15 protein-coding genes are annotated in these 16,247 nt (G+C 49.5%); 7 read left to right on the forward strand and 8 right to left on the reverse strand.

Annotated elements, in window-relative coordinates:
• Nucleotides 1–207: 207 nt before the first annotated feature.
• Both CWM47_RS24510 and CWM47_RS24515 read right to left on the reverse strand, forming a co-directional pair.
• Nucleotides 208–1,395, reverse strand: coding sequence for a pyridoxal phosphate-dependent aminotransferase (locus CWM47_RS24510; protein WP_100994033.1), 1,188 nt, complete (start codon nucleotides 1,393–1,395; stop codon nucleotides 208–210).
• 204 nt (nucleotides 1,396–1,599) lie between these two features.
• Complete coding sequence (locus tag CWM47_RS24515) at nucleotides 1,600–2,172, reverse strand: NUDIX hydrolase (protein WP_100990831.1); 573 nt, start codon at nucleotides 2,170–2,172, stop codon at nucleotides 1,600–1,602.
• Nucleotides 2,173–2,292: 120 nt separating this feature from the next.
• On the opposite strand from CWM47_RS24515, the gene CWM47_RS24520 reads away from it, so the two are divergent.
• Nucleotides 2,293–2,874, forward strand: a complete 582-nt coding sequence (locus CWM47_RS24520; protein WP_100994034.1) for a hypothetical protein — start codon at nucleotides 2,293–2,295, stop codon at nucleotides 2,872–2,874.
• Between the two features lie 300 nt (nucleotides 2,875–3,174).
• Here the strand turns inward: CWM47_RS24520 and CWM47_RS24525 are convergent, their stop codons facing one another.
• Nucleotides 3,175–4,113: a nucleoside hydrolase gene (locus CWM47_RS24525; protein WP_100990833.1), complete on the reverse strand. Its 939-nt coding sequence runs from the start codon at nucleotides 4,111–4,113 to the stop codon at nucleotides 3,175–3,177.
• A gap of 224 nt (nucleotides 4,114–4,337) precedes the next feature.
• On the opposite strand from CWM47_RS24525, the gene CWM47_RS24530 reads away from it, so the two are divergent.
• The 3 genes from CWM47_RS24530 to CWM47_RS24540 all read left to right on the forward strand — a co-directional run bounded on the left by CWM47_RS24530 (nucleotide 4,338) and on the right by CWM47_RS24540 (nucleotide 9,820).
• The gene (locus CWM47_RS24530) at nucleotides 4,338–5,597 is read left to right on the forward strand and encodes a TolC family protein (RefSeq protein ID WP_240625432.1); all 1,260 of its coding nucleotides are present in this window, start codon (nucleotides 4,338–4,340) and stop codon (nucleotides 5,595–5,597) included.
• Between the two features lie 2 nt (nucleotides 5,598–5,599).
• The gene (locus CWM47_RS24535) at nucleotides 5,600–6,559 is read left to right on the forward strand and encodes an efflux RND transporter periplasmic adaptor subunit (RefSeq protein ID WP_100990836.1); all 960 of its coding nucleotides are present in this window, start codon (nucleotides 5,600–5,602) and stop codon (nucleotides 6,557–6,559) included.
• A gap of 78 nt (nucleotides 6,560–6,637) precedes the next feature.
• Entirely contained in the window at nucleotides 6,638–9,820 is a 3,183-nt protein-coding gene (locus tag CWM47_RS24540; protein ID WP_100994035.1) for an efflux RND transporter permease subunit, read from the forward strand.
• An 88-nt stretch (nucleotides 9,821–9,908) separates the two neighbouring features.
• On the opposite strand, the gene CWM47_RS24545 is transcribed toward CWM47_RS24540, so the two are convergent.
• Nucleotides 9,909–10,874 carry an NAD(P)H-quinone oxidoreductase gene (locus CWM47_RS24545; protein WP_100990838.1) on the reverse strand — a complete coding sequence of 322 codons (966 nt, stop codon included), beginning with the start codon at nucleotides 10,872–10,874 and terminating at the stop codon, nucleotides 9,909–9,911.
• A gap of 94 nt (nucleotides 10,875–10,968) precedes the next feature.
• Here CWM47_RS24545 and CWM47_RS24550 point away from each other — a divergent pair, with 94 nt between their 5' ends.
• Nucleotides 10,969–11,469: a DinB family protein gene (locus CWM47_RS24550; protein ID WP_100990840.1), complete on the forward strand. Its 501-nt coding sequence runs from the start codon at nucleotides 10,969–10,971 to the stop codon at nucleotides 11,467–11,469.
• An 87-nt stretch (nucleotides 11,470–11,556) separates the two neighbouring features.
• On the opposite strand, the gene CWM47_RS24555 is transcribed toward CWM47_RS24550, so the two are convergent.
• From CWM47_RS24555 to CWM47_RS40065, 3 genes are all read right to left on the reverse strand, one after another.
• Complete coding sequence (locus tag CWM47_RS24555) at nucleotides 11,557–12,279, reverse strand: RluA family pseudouridine synthase (RefSeq protein WP_100990842.1); 723 nt, start codon at nucleotides 12,277–12,279, stop codon at nucleotides 11,557–11,559.
• A 168-nt stretch (nucleotides 12,280–12,447) separates the two neighbouring features.
• Nucleotides 12,448–12,687, reverse strand: a complete 240-nt coding sequence (gene rpmB, locus CWM47_RS24560) for a 50S ribosomal protein L28 (protein WP_046375705.1) — start codon at nucleotides 12,685–12,687, stop codon at nucleotides 12,448–12,450.
• A gap of 60 nt (nucleotides 12,688–12,747) precedes the next feature.
• Complete coding sequence (locus CWM47_RS40065) at nucleotides 12,748–12,912, reverse strand: DUF5522 domain-containing protein (RefSeq protein ID WP_170069446.1); 165 nt, start codon at nucleotides 12,910–12,912, stop codon at nucleotides 12,748–12,750.
• A gap of 123 nt (nucleotides 12,913–13,035) precedes the next feature.
• Between CWM47_RS40065 and rocD the strand changes: the two genes are divergently transcribed.
• Nucleotides 13,036–14,289, forward strand: a complete 1,254-nt coding sequence (gene rocD / locus CWM47_RS24565) for an ornithine--oxo-acid transaminase (RefSeq protein WP_100990844.1) — start codon at nucleotides 13,036–13,038, stop codon at nucleotides 14,287–14,289.
• Between the two features lie 77 nt (nucleotides 14,290–14,366).
• The gene (locus CWM47_RS24570) at nucleotides 14,367–14,984 is read left to right on the forward strand and encodes an NADPH-dependent F420 reductase (RefSeq protein WP_100990846.1); all 618 of its coding nucleotides are present in this window, start codon (nucleotides 14,367–14,369) and stop codon (nucleotides 14,982–14,984) included.
• Between the two features lie 92 nt (nucleotides 14,985–15,076).
• Here the strand turns inward: CWM47_RS24570 and CWM47_RS24575 are convergent, their stop codons facing one another.
• Entirely contained in the window at nucleotides 15,077–16,162 is a 1,086-nt protein-coding gene (locus CWM47_RS24575; RefSeq protein ID WP_100990848.1) for a M48 family metalloprotease, read from the reverse strand.
• Nucleotides 16,163–16,247 lie beyond the last annotated feature (85 nt).

Consider the following 16,247-nt stretch of genomic DNA (forward strand, 5'->3'; position numbering starts at 1 on the left):
CAATCCCTACTATTGAAGTACTCATTACTTTCGTTGGTAAAACAGTGACAATTATTTTTTTCAATAATCAGACTAATTTTTACGATGCAAGTAACTTAGTGACACCTATAAAGGAATACCTAGGCAAAAGATGATTCCTATGTTTGATCACTTAATCTTGAAAACCATTACTTTATTACGAGAACGGTAGATAATCCTGAAAATCTTTTAAATCTTGATAAAATCCCGGTTCAGACGCCCCACTGCCTCCTCGATCCGCTCCTTTGGCATACACAACGACACACGCACATACCGGTTGCCTTTGGGCCCGAAAATAAAGCCGGGGGCGATGAAAACGTGTTTCGTCAGAAGTAAGTCATTCACCAGGTCTTCGGCTGAAGCTACCGAATCAGGCAGTTTTGCCCAAATGAACAGCCCTTCCTGATCAGTGGAATAGGTACAACCCAAGGTATCCAGAAAGGCATGAATAGCATCCAGACGACCCTGATAAACGGCATTACGTTCCCGATGCCACTCATCCGAATTGGTAAGGGCTTCTGTAGCGGCATCCATCAAGGGTTTAAACTGCCCCGAATCGACATTGCTTTTGATGGTCAATACGGCATCTACGTAGGCTTTCGCACCCGCCATCCAGCCAATGCGCCATCCCGCCATATTGTGCGATTTGCTCAGGGAATTCAACTCGATAGCCACCTCCTTCGCACCATCCACTGACAACAGACTGATAGGTGGTTTTTTGTTCAGAATCAGGCTGTAGGGATTGTCATGGCACAGCAGAACTTTGTGGTCGTGGGCAAAACGCACCGCCCGCTCTAACAAGGCATGGGTAGCGGGAGCACCCGTTGGCATGTGCGGGTAGTTCATCCAAAGAATTTTGACTGGATTCGATGGGTTGGCTTTGGCTACTAAATCGTCCAGAATAGCCCAGTCGGGTTGCCAGCCGCCATGTTCCAGCAAAGGATACTCACGAACACTGGCTCCAACCATTGCGCTTACCGCCCGGTAGGCCGGGTAGCCAAGTTCAGGTACCAGTACGCCATCGCCATCGTTCAAAAACGTTAGAGAGATGTGCGTGATGCCCTCTTTTGAGCCAATAAGCGGCAGAATTTCGGTATCGGCGTTGAGGGTGACACCGTAGGTATGGCTGTAGAATCTGGCAATGGCCTGCCGTAATCCCGGCGTGCCTTTATAGGGCTGATAGCCATGCGACGTTGGTTGCTGTACCGACTTGATGAGGGCGTCGACCGTGTTGGCCGATGGCATCAGGTCGGGGTTGCCAATGCCGAGATTGATAATATCATGACCAGCCGCCTGCAAACGACGGACTTCGGCCAGTTTTACTGAGAAATAATATTCCTGCGTTTGATCGGCGCGGTGGGCGAGGGGGATAATCACAACCGGGATTTTATCGAGATGTAAACGATTTTTAAGATTAATGACAATAGCAGTTGATGCGCTTTGGGACAACAAAGATAGGGTTGTTATTAATCTTGTTAATTCTTTAAAAATGAAATGAGCCCGTAATTCGGGCGTATTAAAACAGTGTTGGAGAAATACAGGATATGTAATTACCCGCTTTCCTTTCGTCGGTAATCTTGTCTAATCCTTTAAATCTTTTGAATCCCGGTTCAGAAAGTATTTCAGCAACGGGGCCAGATGAAGTGATTGCATCATGTCGCCGGTATTGATAATTTCCAAGGCCCGTTCGGGCGATACGATATGAACCGTAATTTCTTCTGTTGATTCAAGATGCTGTCTCTGCTTCAACTCAACACCCGTCGCTAAGTAGGAATACGTCAGATTGGCGTGTGTACCCGGGTTAGCCGAGAGTGTCATCAGCAATTCCCACTGGCCTCCACCAAAGCCAGTTTCCTCCAGTAGTTCGCGCTGGGCAGCTAAAAGCGGTTTTTCATTTGGGTCAATGACACCTGCACAAAGCTCATAATGAACACCCGCTATCGCATGGCGGTATTGCCGGATGAGCACTAACTGGCCATCTGTCGTTACAGCAACGACGTTGATCCAGTCGGGATACTCAAGAACGAAGTAATCTGGGATTGATCCCCCGTTCTCCATATGGATTGCATCCTTTCGAACTGTAAACCACGGTAAATTGTGGATGTATTCAGATCGCTCGACCTGCCAGGGTCGTGGGTCATTGTCATGAATCATGCCGCAAAGGTAGGCAGTATTTTACCCTTTTTCAGGCAATTCATATTAACCACCCTGTCAGATTCGTTGTAGAAAGAACTTTTGCCTTTTGTGAATTCTGTTCGGACAACCAAAATCCTGATGAAGAATATTATTACCGGTTGCGTTGCTGCTTTATGTCTTTGCCTTTCGTCCTGTCATCGCCCCGTTGCCTATTTTCAACCGACACCCCACCCGGCAGCAACCCGACAACCGATTGAGCAGCCTGTAGCGCAGGTAAAAGCATCTCTTTCAGACTCAGCGCCAGCCGACACTCTATTGTCTACTGTAGAGAAAACAGCGATCCCTGCTGTTGCCAGCCTAAGTAGCCAGCCAGCGCAAACGACAAACAGTAAGATCGAACGCCGAATGCATCGAATGCAGTCGTTACTCTCAGGACCGTCCACGCAAACAAACGATCAGCAACCGGGGCCAAAACCAAAGAAAAAACTTAAATTGGGTAACCAGATCCGGCAGGGGCTGGGCATGCCTTTACGGCCAGAATTGAACTGGTGGCAGCGTATTAGCTGGAAGCTGAAAGCGTCGGTGCTGGTCATTCTGGTGGCTGTGCTGTTTGCCATTTTACACATCACCATACTGGCCATTATCTTTGGTATCCTGGGCGCTTTCCTGCTAATCACCGGCCTGAAACGATCGTTTAAAGTGCGACGGCCCTGGTTTTGATTTTTAAGTAACCAAGCAAAATATTTTAACCACAGAGATTTTACTTATCCATTGAGGTTACTTAGGATTTTATTTGCGAACGGGCTTTTGTCATCCCGACGAAGGAGGGATCTTCGGAGAAGGCAGAGTTTTTCATTTCCCGAGGATCCCTCCTTCGTCGGGATGACAAAAGCCCGTTCGCAAATAAAATCCTAAGTAACCTCATTATCAGACTATTGAACTTCTGTGCTCTCCGTGCTGCAACGGCGGACCGTCTCTGTGGTTAATAAATTTGCTTAGATACTAACAGTACTGAGCTGATTACGGCAATACGCGAACGGCGTCATAAATCAACTGGATATATCGCTCCCGGTCAATGTCATAAACGAAATCCACATTGGGCGTTTTCTTGAGCACGTCGAAAAAATCAACGACAGTTGTTCCTGTGGTTAATGTGCCGTTCACTTCAACATCGACAAAGCAGGGCTTTGACGTAAACATAGATGGATCAATTAACCAGGCAATTGAACAGGGGTCATGAAGGGCTGCTCCACCGTTCAGTTCAGGGCGTTCGCGCCGGTAATAAATGGAGAAGAAATCCATCAATTCGGCCACTACTTTCCCCGACCTATTACCAATTGCCCTGAATCGCTCAATGTCTTCCTGAAAGACCAACGCCTTGTGGGTAACATCAAGTCCACACATGGTGATGGGAACGCCCGATTTGAAAACGACAGCGGCTGCTTCGGGATCAACGTATATGTTGAATTCGGCGGTAGGGGTCATGTTTCCCCGAAAAGCACCCCCGCCCATGAGTGAGATACGCTCAATTTTAGATTTTAAATGCGGATAAGCCAGCAGAAATGTAGCAATGTTGGTCAATGGTCCCGTTGGCACAATGGTTATCTTTTCCGGACTTTCGGTTAAAATCCGAGCCATCGCTTCTATGGCCGATAGAGACTCATGATATACGTTTGGCTCTGGCAGTATCGGGCCGTCCATCCCCATCTCACCGTGTACGTAATCGGCAATGATCAATTCGCGGAAGAGCGGTTTGTCGCAACCTTTATAAACGGGAACATCGGTGCCGATCAGCTCAAGGATTTTTCTCGCATTTTTCAGCGTTTTCTCCTGCGTTTGATTTCCCGCCGAAGTCGTAATGGCCTTGATGTCAAACAAGTTACTGCCAAAAGCGAGCAACAGCATAACGGCATCGTCGTGGCCTGGATCACAGTCAATTATCAGAGGTACTTTTTTCATGATTGTGTAAAATTCGTATGGATAACAGGAATGCCAGTCAGTAGGTTTGTTTCTCTAACTATGTCTTTACTTATGTGTCAGTGAGTATATTTAACTACCTTTTAACGCTTGTTAAGCGTCTTTAAACGCAACTTTGCGGTTTATGATACATAGTTATTTGTGTATCGATGCCTTGGTTTCGAATGACCCTGCAAAAGATAATAATACCTCTGGCGCTATTGTGTATGGTTGTAACAGCCTCTGCACAGACCACACTAACCTTGCGGCAAACACTCCGGCAGGTTCGTGAGAATAGCCCCGCCCTTCGCGTTGAGCGGTTGAATATCAACGCGGCCCAGGCCGACCAGACGACAGCGAACCTACGGGCGAACCCCGTTCTGAATAATCAGACGCTGTTTCAGTTAAAGCAAGCGCCGGGCGCGTTGTCGCCAGCACCGGGTGCTGAAGGGGTGGGAGTATTAAATCGTCAGCGACGCCAGTTCTGGCTACAGGCCACTAAAGAATTTGATATTCATGGTAAGCGTACCTATCGGAATCGCTTTGCCGAGGCCAATACAAATCTGGCTGTTCGGAGTGTTGCCGAAACGGAACGGGGGTTGCTCTTCGATGCGGCCAATCGATACCTCGATGCCTGGTATGCCCGCGTTCAGCTTGCCTTGCTGCAACGGGCTAAAGCCAATGTCGACACGCTGGTTCAACTAAATAGGGTGCGGCTTAAGGATTTGGTAATCACCAGTACCGATCTTACCCGGACGCAATTAATTTCCGATCAATACGACATTCAAACCCGAACAGCGCAACAGGATCTCCGAAATCGACTCAATGATTTGCGGTTGGTGATTGGGGCGGCCGACACCATCAATGTGGCGTTGAACGATTCTATTATCAATCCGGCCTTTGCAAACCCGCTGAGTTTATATCCCGTTATGAATGCCAGTGCGGATAGTTTGTTAGGATTGGCAGCAACGACCCGGACAGACGTACGTGTTGCAGAAGCCAATATAGAATCTGCCCGGCGCAACGTAGACTTGCAGCAAGTGTTGGCTAAGCCCCGTAATGAAGCCGGCCTGATTTGGAATCCCCAGAATTCTGTTCCTTATGCGGGTGTATTTTTAACAATTGAATTGCCCGTATACACCCGTAATCAGGGCGAAATACAAAAATCCCGAGTGTTGCAGGAGCAGGCTGGACAGGCAGCTGCGTTGGTACAGGCTCAGATACGGGCAGAAGTCACAAATGCGTATCAATCGTTTGCGACCAGTCGAGAGAATATTGAGCGATATATTGGCATTCGTCGCGACGCCGACAAGGTGCTCGCATCTGTCCGATATGCCTACCTGCGGGGAGCCACTACGCTGATCGACCTGCTTCAAGCGCAAACGTCGTGGTTCGACACGCAAACCGCCTATTACCAGGCACTCTATACCCATCGTCAAAACTATGTCCGTCTGTTGTATGTGACCGGGCAGATTAATGCGTATTAAAAATGAGATTTTCCCTGCTTATAGTACTGACCTTGTTGATGGCTGCCTGTAAAGAGAAGCCAAAGCCAGTTGTTACATCAATACCCCGCCCAACGATCAGTGCCGATGGGGGGCGTATTACGTTTCCGGATTCGGTAATGATGCGGGCCTTTACCACGCAACAAGCGCACTCGGGCGACATTCATACCGATTTTGCTGCTCCTGGTCACGTTGCCGCTATGGTATTGCGCTCTGTCGAAAACCCGGCCGAGAGGCTGGTATTGTTTGATGATTCGGGTCTCTCCGACAATTACACGGCCATTCTGCAACACCGGATTAACATTCAAACCGAGCGGGGTAATCTGGAGCGAGTTAAGGATTTACAGGCACATGGCGCGGCATCGGGCAAAGAAGTGATTGAAGCCCAAACGCAGTTAGCCAATGAAGAAGCCGCTATTATTTCGGATGAAGCCACGCTCAAACTGGCGGGTTTCGACCCCGAAGCCTTACGCACAGCGCGGCCCAACACAATTTTAGTCGTGTGCGAAATACCCGAAAATCAGTTTGGCAGTATTCGCAAAGGCATTGCCTGTACACTCAATTTTACTGCGTTCCCAAACGAACGGTTTGCTGGCCGGATTGACAATGTGAATGATTACGTGGATAACACCACCCGACAGATCAAGCTGCGTATTTCGGTAGCTAACCCCGATGGTCGTCTAAAGGCAGGGATGTTCGCCACCGCCGAATTTGGTATAAAGGAAGAAGGTAAGTTTATAACTGTTTCCCGCGATGCTATCGTGACGGTGCAGGGCCGCGATTATGTCTTTATTCAAACGGCACCGCAGGTTATTGAACGTCGGGCAGTGCAGCTTGGCCAGCAACGCGCCGACAGAGTGGTTGTACAAAACGGATTGGCACAAAACGACCGGGTTGTTACCGCCAATGTCCTTCAATTGAAAGGGTTGAGTTTTGGGTATTGATGTCTGGGCCAAGCTCCCGCTTGGCCCTTAACAATGAGCCGACAAGGGCCGAGCGGGAGCTTGGCCCAGACGAAACAAATGATTCAGAAACTAATTTTATTCTCCCTAAAAAATCGCTGGGTCGTTGTTGGCCTTGCTGTAGCGATTATGGGGTTGGGCCTATGGTGTTTCAAACTGTTGAAGATTGAAGCCTACCCCGATATTGCCGATACCAACGTAATTGTAATTGCCAAATACGATGGCCGCGCTGCCGAAGAGGTTGAACAACAGGTTACGATCCCAATTGAACGTGTGCTCAATAACGTGCCACACGTAACAGACCGCCGGTCAAGAACCATTTTTGGACTATCGGTGGTGCAGTTGAATTTTGACGAAACAGTTACGGATTATTTTGCCCGTCAGCAGATAATTGAACGACTGAGTAGTGCCCAGTTGCCCGATGGTGTTTCTCCCGAACTGGCACCGCTTACGACGGCTGTGGGCGAAATTTACCGATATGTGATCGAGGCTCCGGCGAGCATGTCGCCCATGCAACTGCGCGATTTGCAGGATTGGGTTATTATTCCGCAACTGCTTCAGGTACCCGGTCTGGCCGATGTAACAACCTTTGGCGGACCTATCAAACAGTTTCAGGTTATACCCGATCCCGCCAAGCTGCGGAAGTTCAGCCTGACGTTGCAGGATGTTATTGACGCTGTTCAGAAGAATAACCAGAACACGGGCGGTAATGTCATTTCCAGAGGTGGACAAGGCTTTGCTGTGCGGGGGTTGGGGGCACTTAAATCGCCCGACGATGTGCAGAACATCGTGCTAAAGGCCACTGAAGGCGTGCCCGTTCTGGTACGCGATGTGGCCAGCGTCGAAATTAACCCGCCCTCCCCGTCGGGTATTCTGGGGTATCGGATTCCGGACGAAAAATTAGACGTCATTGGGGCTACCGAAGGGATTGTTCTACTGCGCCGGGGCGAAAATCCGAGCGAGGTGCTGGAGTTACTCAAAGAGAAAATTGCCGATCTTGAAGCCCGCGAACTGCCTAAAGGCGTTCACCTGCGCGTGCTGTATGACCGGGGGTTTCTAATCGACCACTCGCTTGAAACAGTGGCCCATACGCTCATCGAAGGTATTTCGATTGTCGCCATTTTGCTTGTGTTATTTCTGGGTAGCCTGCGGGCGGCTCTGGTGGTTACCGTCACGATTCCGTTTTCGCTGCTGTTTGCCTTTATCCTGATGAAACTGGTTGGTATTCCGGCTAACCTGCTCTCGTTGGGCGCCATCGACTTCGGAATTATTGTTGATGGAGCCAGCGTAATGGCCGAGCACCTGATAAGGCGATACCGATCCTCCGGCCCCGCCGACCGAAATCAGGGTATCGTAAACGTAACGGCCCACTCGGCGGGTGAGGTGGCGCGGGAGATATTCTTCTCCGTAACCATCATCATTCTGGCCTATATGCCCATTTTGCTGATGCAGCGCGTTGAAGGGAAGTTGTTTAGCCCAATGGCGCTGACGTTGTCATTTGCCGTGATTGGTTCGTTGATCTGCGCCCTAACGGTTATTCCGGTTCTTATTTCATTTGCTTTTCGCAAGGTGTTGGCCCCCGATGGTAAACCCTTGAAAGAGCATAAGAACTTCCTTTTGTCGCCCCTGGAGCGGGGTTATCAGTGGCTATTAACATCGACTTTGTTCCGGGCACCGGGCCTGGTTGTTGGTGTAGGAATGACCATTGTGCTGATCATGATCGGTTTTGGCGCTAAGCTCGGTACTGAATTTCTGCCCGAACTCGATGAGGGATCTATTTTCATGCGGGCGTTTATGCCATCGGGTATTACCATTCAGGAAAATGCGAAAATTGCGCCAAGGATTCGCGAAATTATCAGTAGTTATAAACCGGTTAGTTTTGTTATCACACAGACGGGTCGTAATGATGACGGAACCGACCCATTCCCAACCGACCGTACCGAAATTCTGGTTGGGTTGAAAGATTATAGTACCTGGTCAGATACGATTTCGAAGAAAGAAATTGTGCGCTCCATGCAAAGCAAGTTGCAGGAAGCTTTTCCGGGTGCATTCTTCTCGTCAGGCCAACCCATTATTGATCAGGTAATGGAAATTGTGACCGGTAGTGCCGCCGATCTGGCTATTTCTATCGTTGGCAACGACCTGACGCTGATGCGTGCCAAAGCTGACAGCGTTGCCGCATTGGTGAAGGGTATGAATGGGGCCGTGTCGGTGAATATCGAGCAGGAAGGTCCACAGGATCAGTTAGCTATTAAGATAAACCGGCCGGCAGCAGCGCGGTATGGTATCAACGTTGCCGAGATTGAAAGCATGATTGAAGCGGCTATTGGTGGTAAAGCAATCGGATCGATTTATGACGAAGCCAAACGCTATGACATCGTGGTGCGTTTCACGCCTGAAAGCCGGGGAAGTATCGATGCCATTCGGTTGTTGCAGGTGCCGTCGGCAACGGGTGCGCTGATTCCGATGAGCGAACTGGCCGATATTCGCTATGTGCAGGGACAGACGAACATCTATCGGATCAACGGCAAACGGATGGTTACGGTCAGAACTAACATTCGTGGGCGCGATCAGGGCGGATTTGTGAAAGAAATAAGCCAGAAGGTTCATCAGCATGTCAAAATTCCTGAAGGGTACAGTGTCATCTACGGCGGTCAGTACGAGAATCTCGAACGCGCGGGTGGTCAGTTGATGATCTCGATTCCGCTCACGATTGTCGTTGTGTTCCTGTTTTTGTTCATGCTATACGGCAACGTTCGCGATACCTTGTTGACGCTCACCTGTCTGCTGTTTGCGTTGGCGGGGGGGATTGGCGCGTTGTTGTTGCGGGGCTATAATTTTAACGTATCAGCCGGGGTGGGCTTCGTGTCGATCTTTGGTATATCGGTTATGGCGGGTGTATTACTTGTCTCGGCGCTCAATCGCAATCTCGCTAATAATCCGAAGTCGCTAAAGGAAATCACCATTGAAACGGCGCAGGAACAATTTCGGGCTATTATGGCAATTATGGTGGTGGCTATTATTGGTCTCGTACCCGCTGCAATTTCGAGCGGTATCGGCTCCGATGTTCAGCGACCACTCGCCACAGTAATCATCGGCGGCCTGACAACAACGTTATTCTTCGCCCCCCTCATCATTCCGCCGTTATTTTACCTCGTTAACCGCAAGCGTCCCCGACCAACGCCGGTAGATTCCACCGGACATCACATCGCAGAACCGATAGAAGAGGGCACAGAGATATAGAAATGTCCTGTACCAAACAGCTTCTAGCTGTTTGAGAGTAGCTGTTTGTCGTACTCTCTCAAACAGCTAGAAGCTGTTTGGTACAACATCAATCAACCTCCAGCATAATTTTACCAATGTGTTCGCTGCTTTCCATCAGGTCTTGCGCCCTGGCTGCTTCCGATAAGGGGAAACTGCGGTAAACAACAGGCTTTAGCTGACCGGTAGCTAGCAGAGGCCAGACCTGTTGCTCAACTTCGGCAGTCAGGGCTGCTTTGAAATTGGCATCGCGGGGTTTTAGCATACTGCCGCTGATGGTAATGCGCTTTTGCATTAGTGTAGGGATATGAATCTGGCTATCGGCACCCTGCATGGCGTTGATAAACATCAATCGACCATCAGTAGCGAGTAGGCGCAGGTTTTTAGGCGTGTACTCACCACCAACCATATCCAGAATGACGTTGATCCCTACACTACTCAATACCTGCTCGAAGTCCTCTTTTTTGTAATTGATACAGTTGATGGCACCCAGTTGTTCGCAGAAGGCGCATTTGTCGTCGCTTCCCGCTGTGGCGTACGCATTGGCACCGAAGGCTTTTGCCAACTGAATAGCCGTTACACCGATCCCGCTGCTACCGCCATGTATCAGAAAGTTCTCTCCTTTTGACAGATGTCCCCACTGAAAAACCGTTGACCATACGGTCAGGATTGTTTCGGGCAGGGAAGCCGCTTCGAGGAAGGTAAGATTGGGAGGTACGAGCAGGCAATGGCGTTCATCGACTGCTACGTATTCGGCATAGCCGCCCCCACTGATCAACGCACAAACGTTATCGCCAACGGTCCATCGACTGGTATCAGGGCCACATTCCTCAATACTTCCCGCCACCTCAAGACCGGGAATCTGACCTGTTGGGTCCATTCCGTAGCCGCCCGTTCGCTGGTGAATATCACTTCGATTGACACCCGCAGCTCGTATGCGAATCAGGACCTGTCCGGAAGCTGGTTTTGGTGTGGGTTGTTCCTGTAGCGTAAGAACAGCACTATCGCCGGGCCGGGTTATAATCATTGCTTTCATGAAGCTATAACCTTGAATAGTCGCTTTTGTCAGAAAAAAGTCAAACTACCGTTGCCGAAAAGTGGTAGTGTACATGAGCATAAACAGAACCAGCATGACTCAATCTAACCAAACTACTACCGATGTTACGGCTGCCGTGCGTGAGCAGCTGATTGCTTTACTTACGGGCAGCAACGCGCACCAGTCATTTGACGATGCGGTTAAGGAGTTGCCTTCCGAATTGCGTGGAGTAAAACCCGACAAACTGCCATACAGCATATGGCAACTGGTTGACCACATCCGAATTGCCCAATGGGATATTCTTGAATTTTCGCGGGACTCAACCCATAAATCGCCACCCTGGCCGTCGGGATACTGGGCAGAGGAAGTAGCGCCGACAAATGATACCGACTGGCAACAGGCACTGGAACAGATTCGGCAGGATCGGGATGCTTTTGTCGCCCTGCTGCACGATCCTGAACGCGATTTATACGCGCCTTTCGATCACGGTGATGGACAGAATCTACTTCGTGAAGCCCTGCTGATTGCCGATCATGCAGCCTACCATGTTGGCGAAATTATTATCATCCGGCGGTTGTTGGATGCTTGGAAGTGAGTGAAGAGTTTAGAATGAAGAGTGAAGAATAAGTTGCCACTGCACACTCTATTCTTCACTCTTCATTCTAAACTCTTCACTTTAGCATCAGACAAACTTTTCCAACTGCTTCACCAGCACGTTGAAATCTTTTGGGTAGGGAGCTACAAACGTTTGCTCGTCGCCATTCAGCAATGTAAACGTGAGCGAGTACGCGTGGAGCGCAACGCGGTTGATCAGGGGAAGTTCTTCTGTGCCTTCCTTTAAATTGAATTTACGCTTCACATCCGACAAAAAGACCGCCTTTCCGCCATAGGTCGCGTCGTTAACAATGGGGGCTTTCAGGCACATTAAATGCACACGAATCTGGTGCATCCGGCCCGTAACGGGCATGCATTCCACCAGCGTTGTTGTCCGATAAGCCTGTAGCGTATTGAAAATCGTTTCGGCTACTTTCCCGTGTTCGCGGTCAATCCGAACGGCGGTGCCGTCTTTGAGGGGCGATATAGGCAAATACACCGAGATGTCTTCAAAGTTGTGCACTCCGTTCGTTACGGCATGATAGCGTTTCGTTACCTCACGGTGTTCAAACTGCATAGCCAGGTGCCGGTAAGCCTCCGGGTTTTTGGCAATAGCCAGAATTCCCGACGTTTCCTTATCCAGCCGATGGCCAAGTTGCGCGTCGGCATGATACGCTTTGGCAAGGCGCAGAATGCTTTGCCCACCCCGATCCATCGTGCGTTCGTCGAGCGAGGCTACGCGGGGCGGTTTATTGATCAGTATATAGTCCTCATTCTCGAAAACGATGAGGTCTTTGAAATCTAGTTTCACAGTTAGTCAGTTAATAAGTGAGGTAAGTTAAATAAGTCAGTAAGTGGCTGGTCATATACTGACTTATTTAACTTACCTCACTTATCAACTAACTTACCAACTACAATCAAACACAAAAAGCCTCCTCCCGATCGGAAGAGGCTCAGAGGTGGATTATCTTGCTAAAGACTATACCGTCAGCGTACCGCGCTCGTAAGCCTTTTGAAGGGTTGCTTCCAGACCATTTTTGTTGATGGTCTTAATGGCTGATGTAGCCACTCTTAATGTTATCCATTCGCCGGTTGATTCGACGAAGAACCGCTTTTTCTGCAGGTTCGGGAAAAATTTACGCTTGGTTTTATTGTTAGCGTGAGAAACGTTGTTTCCCGTGCGTGTGCGCTTTCCTGTGATTTGACAAACTCTGGCCATTACCGTACTCGTTTTCCGTTTGAGGGCGCAAAATTGGCTAAATTATTCATAATCTGCAAGTCATTGCTCCTTTTTTTTGAATCCGTAGGGGCAATGACGACATCCGCTCTTGCAGCAATAACCTCGTTTGAGGTGGTAAACAGCCGTAAAAACCACAAAACCCTCGGGTGTGTAGTAGAAATCATTATCGGCCAAACCGGGGATTTTTTTCTTATCTGGCTTCACGTAACTGTTTTTTGGGCGTCTGTTGAAGAAGCCGTATTTTTGAAAACCAACCCTCTGTTCAATCAGATAGTTGCAAAAATTTCGATTGGCTTGCCAACAAACACAGTATAAACGCTTCTCACTATGACACTCGAACAAACAACGCCCGTCTCATCTGCCGATCAGGCCATGCAACTGGAATGGAAGTATGGTGCGCACAACTATCACCCTATACCGGCGGTGCTGACGCGGGGTGAAGGTATCTTCGTTTGGGACGTAGATGATAAACGTTATTTTGACTTTCTGTCGGCTTATAGTGCTGTTAGTCAGGGTCACTGCCATCCGCGCATTATAAATGCCATGATTCAGCAAGCCCAGCGCTTAACGCTGACATCGCGGGCTTTTTACAACGACAAAACAGGGGTATGCGAAAAATACCTCTGCGAGTATTTCGGTTTCGATAAAGCCTTGATCATGAACTCTGGTGCCGAAGGGGGCGAAACTGCGTTGAAACTGACTCGGAAATGGGCGTATAAAGTCAAAGGTATTCCACAGGATCAGGCTAAAGTGGTGTTTGCTGCCGGTAATTTCTGGGGCCGGACACTGGCCGCCATTTCGTCGTCTACCGACGCAAGCAGCACAAACGATTTCGGTCCGCTGTTGCCGGGTTATATTATCATTCCTTACGACGACCTCACGGCCCTTGAAAATACCTTCAAAAGCGACCCTAATATTGCGGGTTTTATGGTAGAACCCATCCAGGGTGAAGCAGGTGTGGTGGTGCCGCACGAAGGCTATCTGCGCGGTGTTCGTGATCTGTGTACAAAATACAATGTGCTGTTCATTGCCGATGAAGTCCAGACGGGTATTGGACGTACGGGCAAACGTGTTGCCTGCGATCATGAGGGTGTAAAACCCGATTTGCTCGTTTTGGGTAAGGCGCTGTCGGGTGGCACAATGCCGGTGTCGGCGGTTATGACATCAGATGAAGTCATGCTAACGATCAAACCCGGCGAACACGGGTCAACTTATGGCGGAAACCCATTGGCCTGCGTGGTTACTATGGAAGCCCTACAGGTAATTGAGGATGAGAAGCTAACGGAGAATGCTCATGCTATGGGCGAAATTTTTCGTGCCCGCATGACAGCCCTGAGCCAGAAAACCGAACTTGTGAAATCAGTGCGGGGTAAGGGATTGCTCAACGCCATCGTCATTACGGAGCGTCCTGACCTCGGCGAAGAAACGGCTTGGGAAATATGCCTTAAACTAAAAGACAATGGCCTGTTGACCAAACCTACTCACGGCGACAAGATTCGCTTTGCGCCCCCGCTTGTCATCAACGAAGAGCAAATGCACGAAGCCTGCGATATTATTGAGAAGACGATACTGGCGTTTTAAAACAAACCTGTTGAGCACTGTCAGACAACCGTTAAACTGATTTACACGGGCGAACAAGTAACAAATTTCCAGACATAATGGGCACCATAGGTACTGACACAATCGGGATTATAGGAGCGGGTAATATAGCTCAGGGATTTGCCCGGCACGTGGCTAAAGCTGGCTATCCGGTTATTATCAGTAACAGCCGCGGCCCCACATCCCTGACCGATCTGGTCTCATCACTTGGAGAAGGCGTGCAGGCAGGTACGGTGGAGCAGGCGGCACAAGCCTCTATTGTTCTACTAGCGCTGCCCTGGACGCATTTATCGGAAGGGCTCGCTAATTTGCCCGCCTGGGACAGCCGTATCGTTATTGACGCCACAAACTTTATCGTCTTCCCTGAATTTACTCCGGCAGACCTTGGCGACAAAACATCAAGCGAAGTTGTTTCTGAACTTGTACCTGGCGCGCGCATCGTGAAGGCGTTCAATACACTCGATGCGGCCATATTAGCCTCTGACCCACAGATGGCTGGTGGGAAACGAGTACTCTTTTTTTCGGGAGACGATAAAGCAGCGAAAGAAATGGTCGGTCAATTAATCAAAGCCATTGGCTTTGCTGGTATTGATCTCGGCAGTCTTGTTACAGGTGGAAAGCTACAACAGTTTGGTGGGCCGTTGCCATCGCATAATCTGGTTGAACTATCGAAATAAATCGTGGAGTGGTGAAGTAAGTGGAGTAGACGTTCGGTTGTTCAATGACCTGTTCCGTCCACTCCACTTACTCCACTAATTTAACTACTCCACTACTGTACCGGTTGCCCGTTCCTGAACGTGGCTACGATCTTGTCGCCATCAGCGAAATAATACGTCCCTTTCCCGTTCGGAACGTTGTTCTGGAACCAGCCCGCATACTTGTCGCCGTTTCGGTAATAGTACACGCCGTAATCGGAGCGGAGATTGTCGCGGAAATTACCCTTGAATTTCAGTTTGCCATCGGCGTAATATTCTACTCCTTCGCCGTGTTTGTCGCCCTCTTCAAATTCACCGGCATAGCGCTCATGGGTTGGGTACACAAAAACACCCGTTCCGTCTTCACAATCGCCCGATACACAGCCAACTCGTGTAGAACTGCCCATTGCCGAATTGCCCGTTCGCAAAGCGGGGGCTTTGGCAGGCGTTACGACAGGGCGCGTTGAGGCTACTGCATTCGGTGCTGTGTTGAGAGGTTTGGGCGCCATTGCCGTTGGCGTTTTAATGGTGGTCCGGCTTTTCGGATACATAGCTTCCGCTTCCAGCCACCCTTTCCGAATGGCGTCGATACGAGCCGGTTTGGCGGGGTGCGTTGACGTTGCATGTTCATCGCCTAAGGCTCTCACCGCAACCGTTGCATCGTCCAGCGATGCGCCCAACTGGTGCAGCACAAAGCCCGAAAACTTGTCGGCCTCAATTTCTTTGATTGGTTGCCCACCCCGACCGTCGATCGTGTGGCCCTGCAAATGGTGCCCAATCTCGTGTGCCATGATACTTATCGCCGACCAGTCGGTTTCGGTTTCTTCTTCAATTTGTGCCATGAATGCGCCATCGTACACAATGAATCGCTGGCCTTTCAGCACCGTAGCGAAACAGTTGTCTGTATTGGAACATTCAATGACGTTGAAGTTGCGCATCAGGCCAATGGGCTTTAGAATACGATCGACAACTTTCTCGGCATGGCCATTGGATGTCGTGGTGGGAGAGCAGATAACCTGCGGACCAACCTTGCCGCCCGTATAACTACAAATAAACGCACCAGAGGCAAACGGAAGTGTAGTCGTCTGGGCAGACAGAGGACCGATAAGGGCCGTACTTAACAAAAAAACAGGCAGGGATAAAGCCGCTCTCACAGGCATAACCGGGTGGGGTTAATCGTTCAACATGGCAGAATAACGAAGAAGATGGGGCTACTATTTTAGGTCGTTGATTGGAAAGTTTTCT

This window comes from Spirosoma pollinicola, assembly GCF_002831565.1.
GTDB lineage: Bacteria > Bacteroidota > Bacteroidia > Cytophagales > Spirosomataceae > Spirosoma > Spirosoma pollinicola.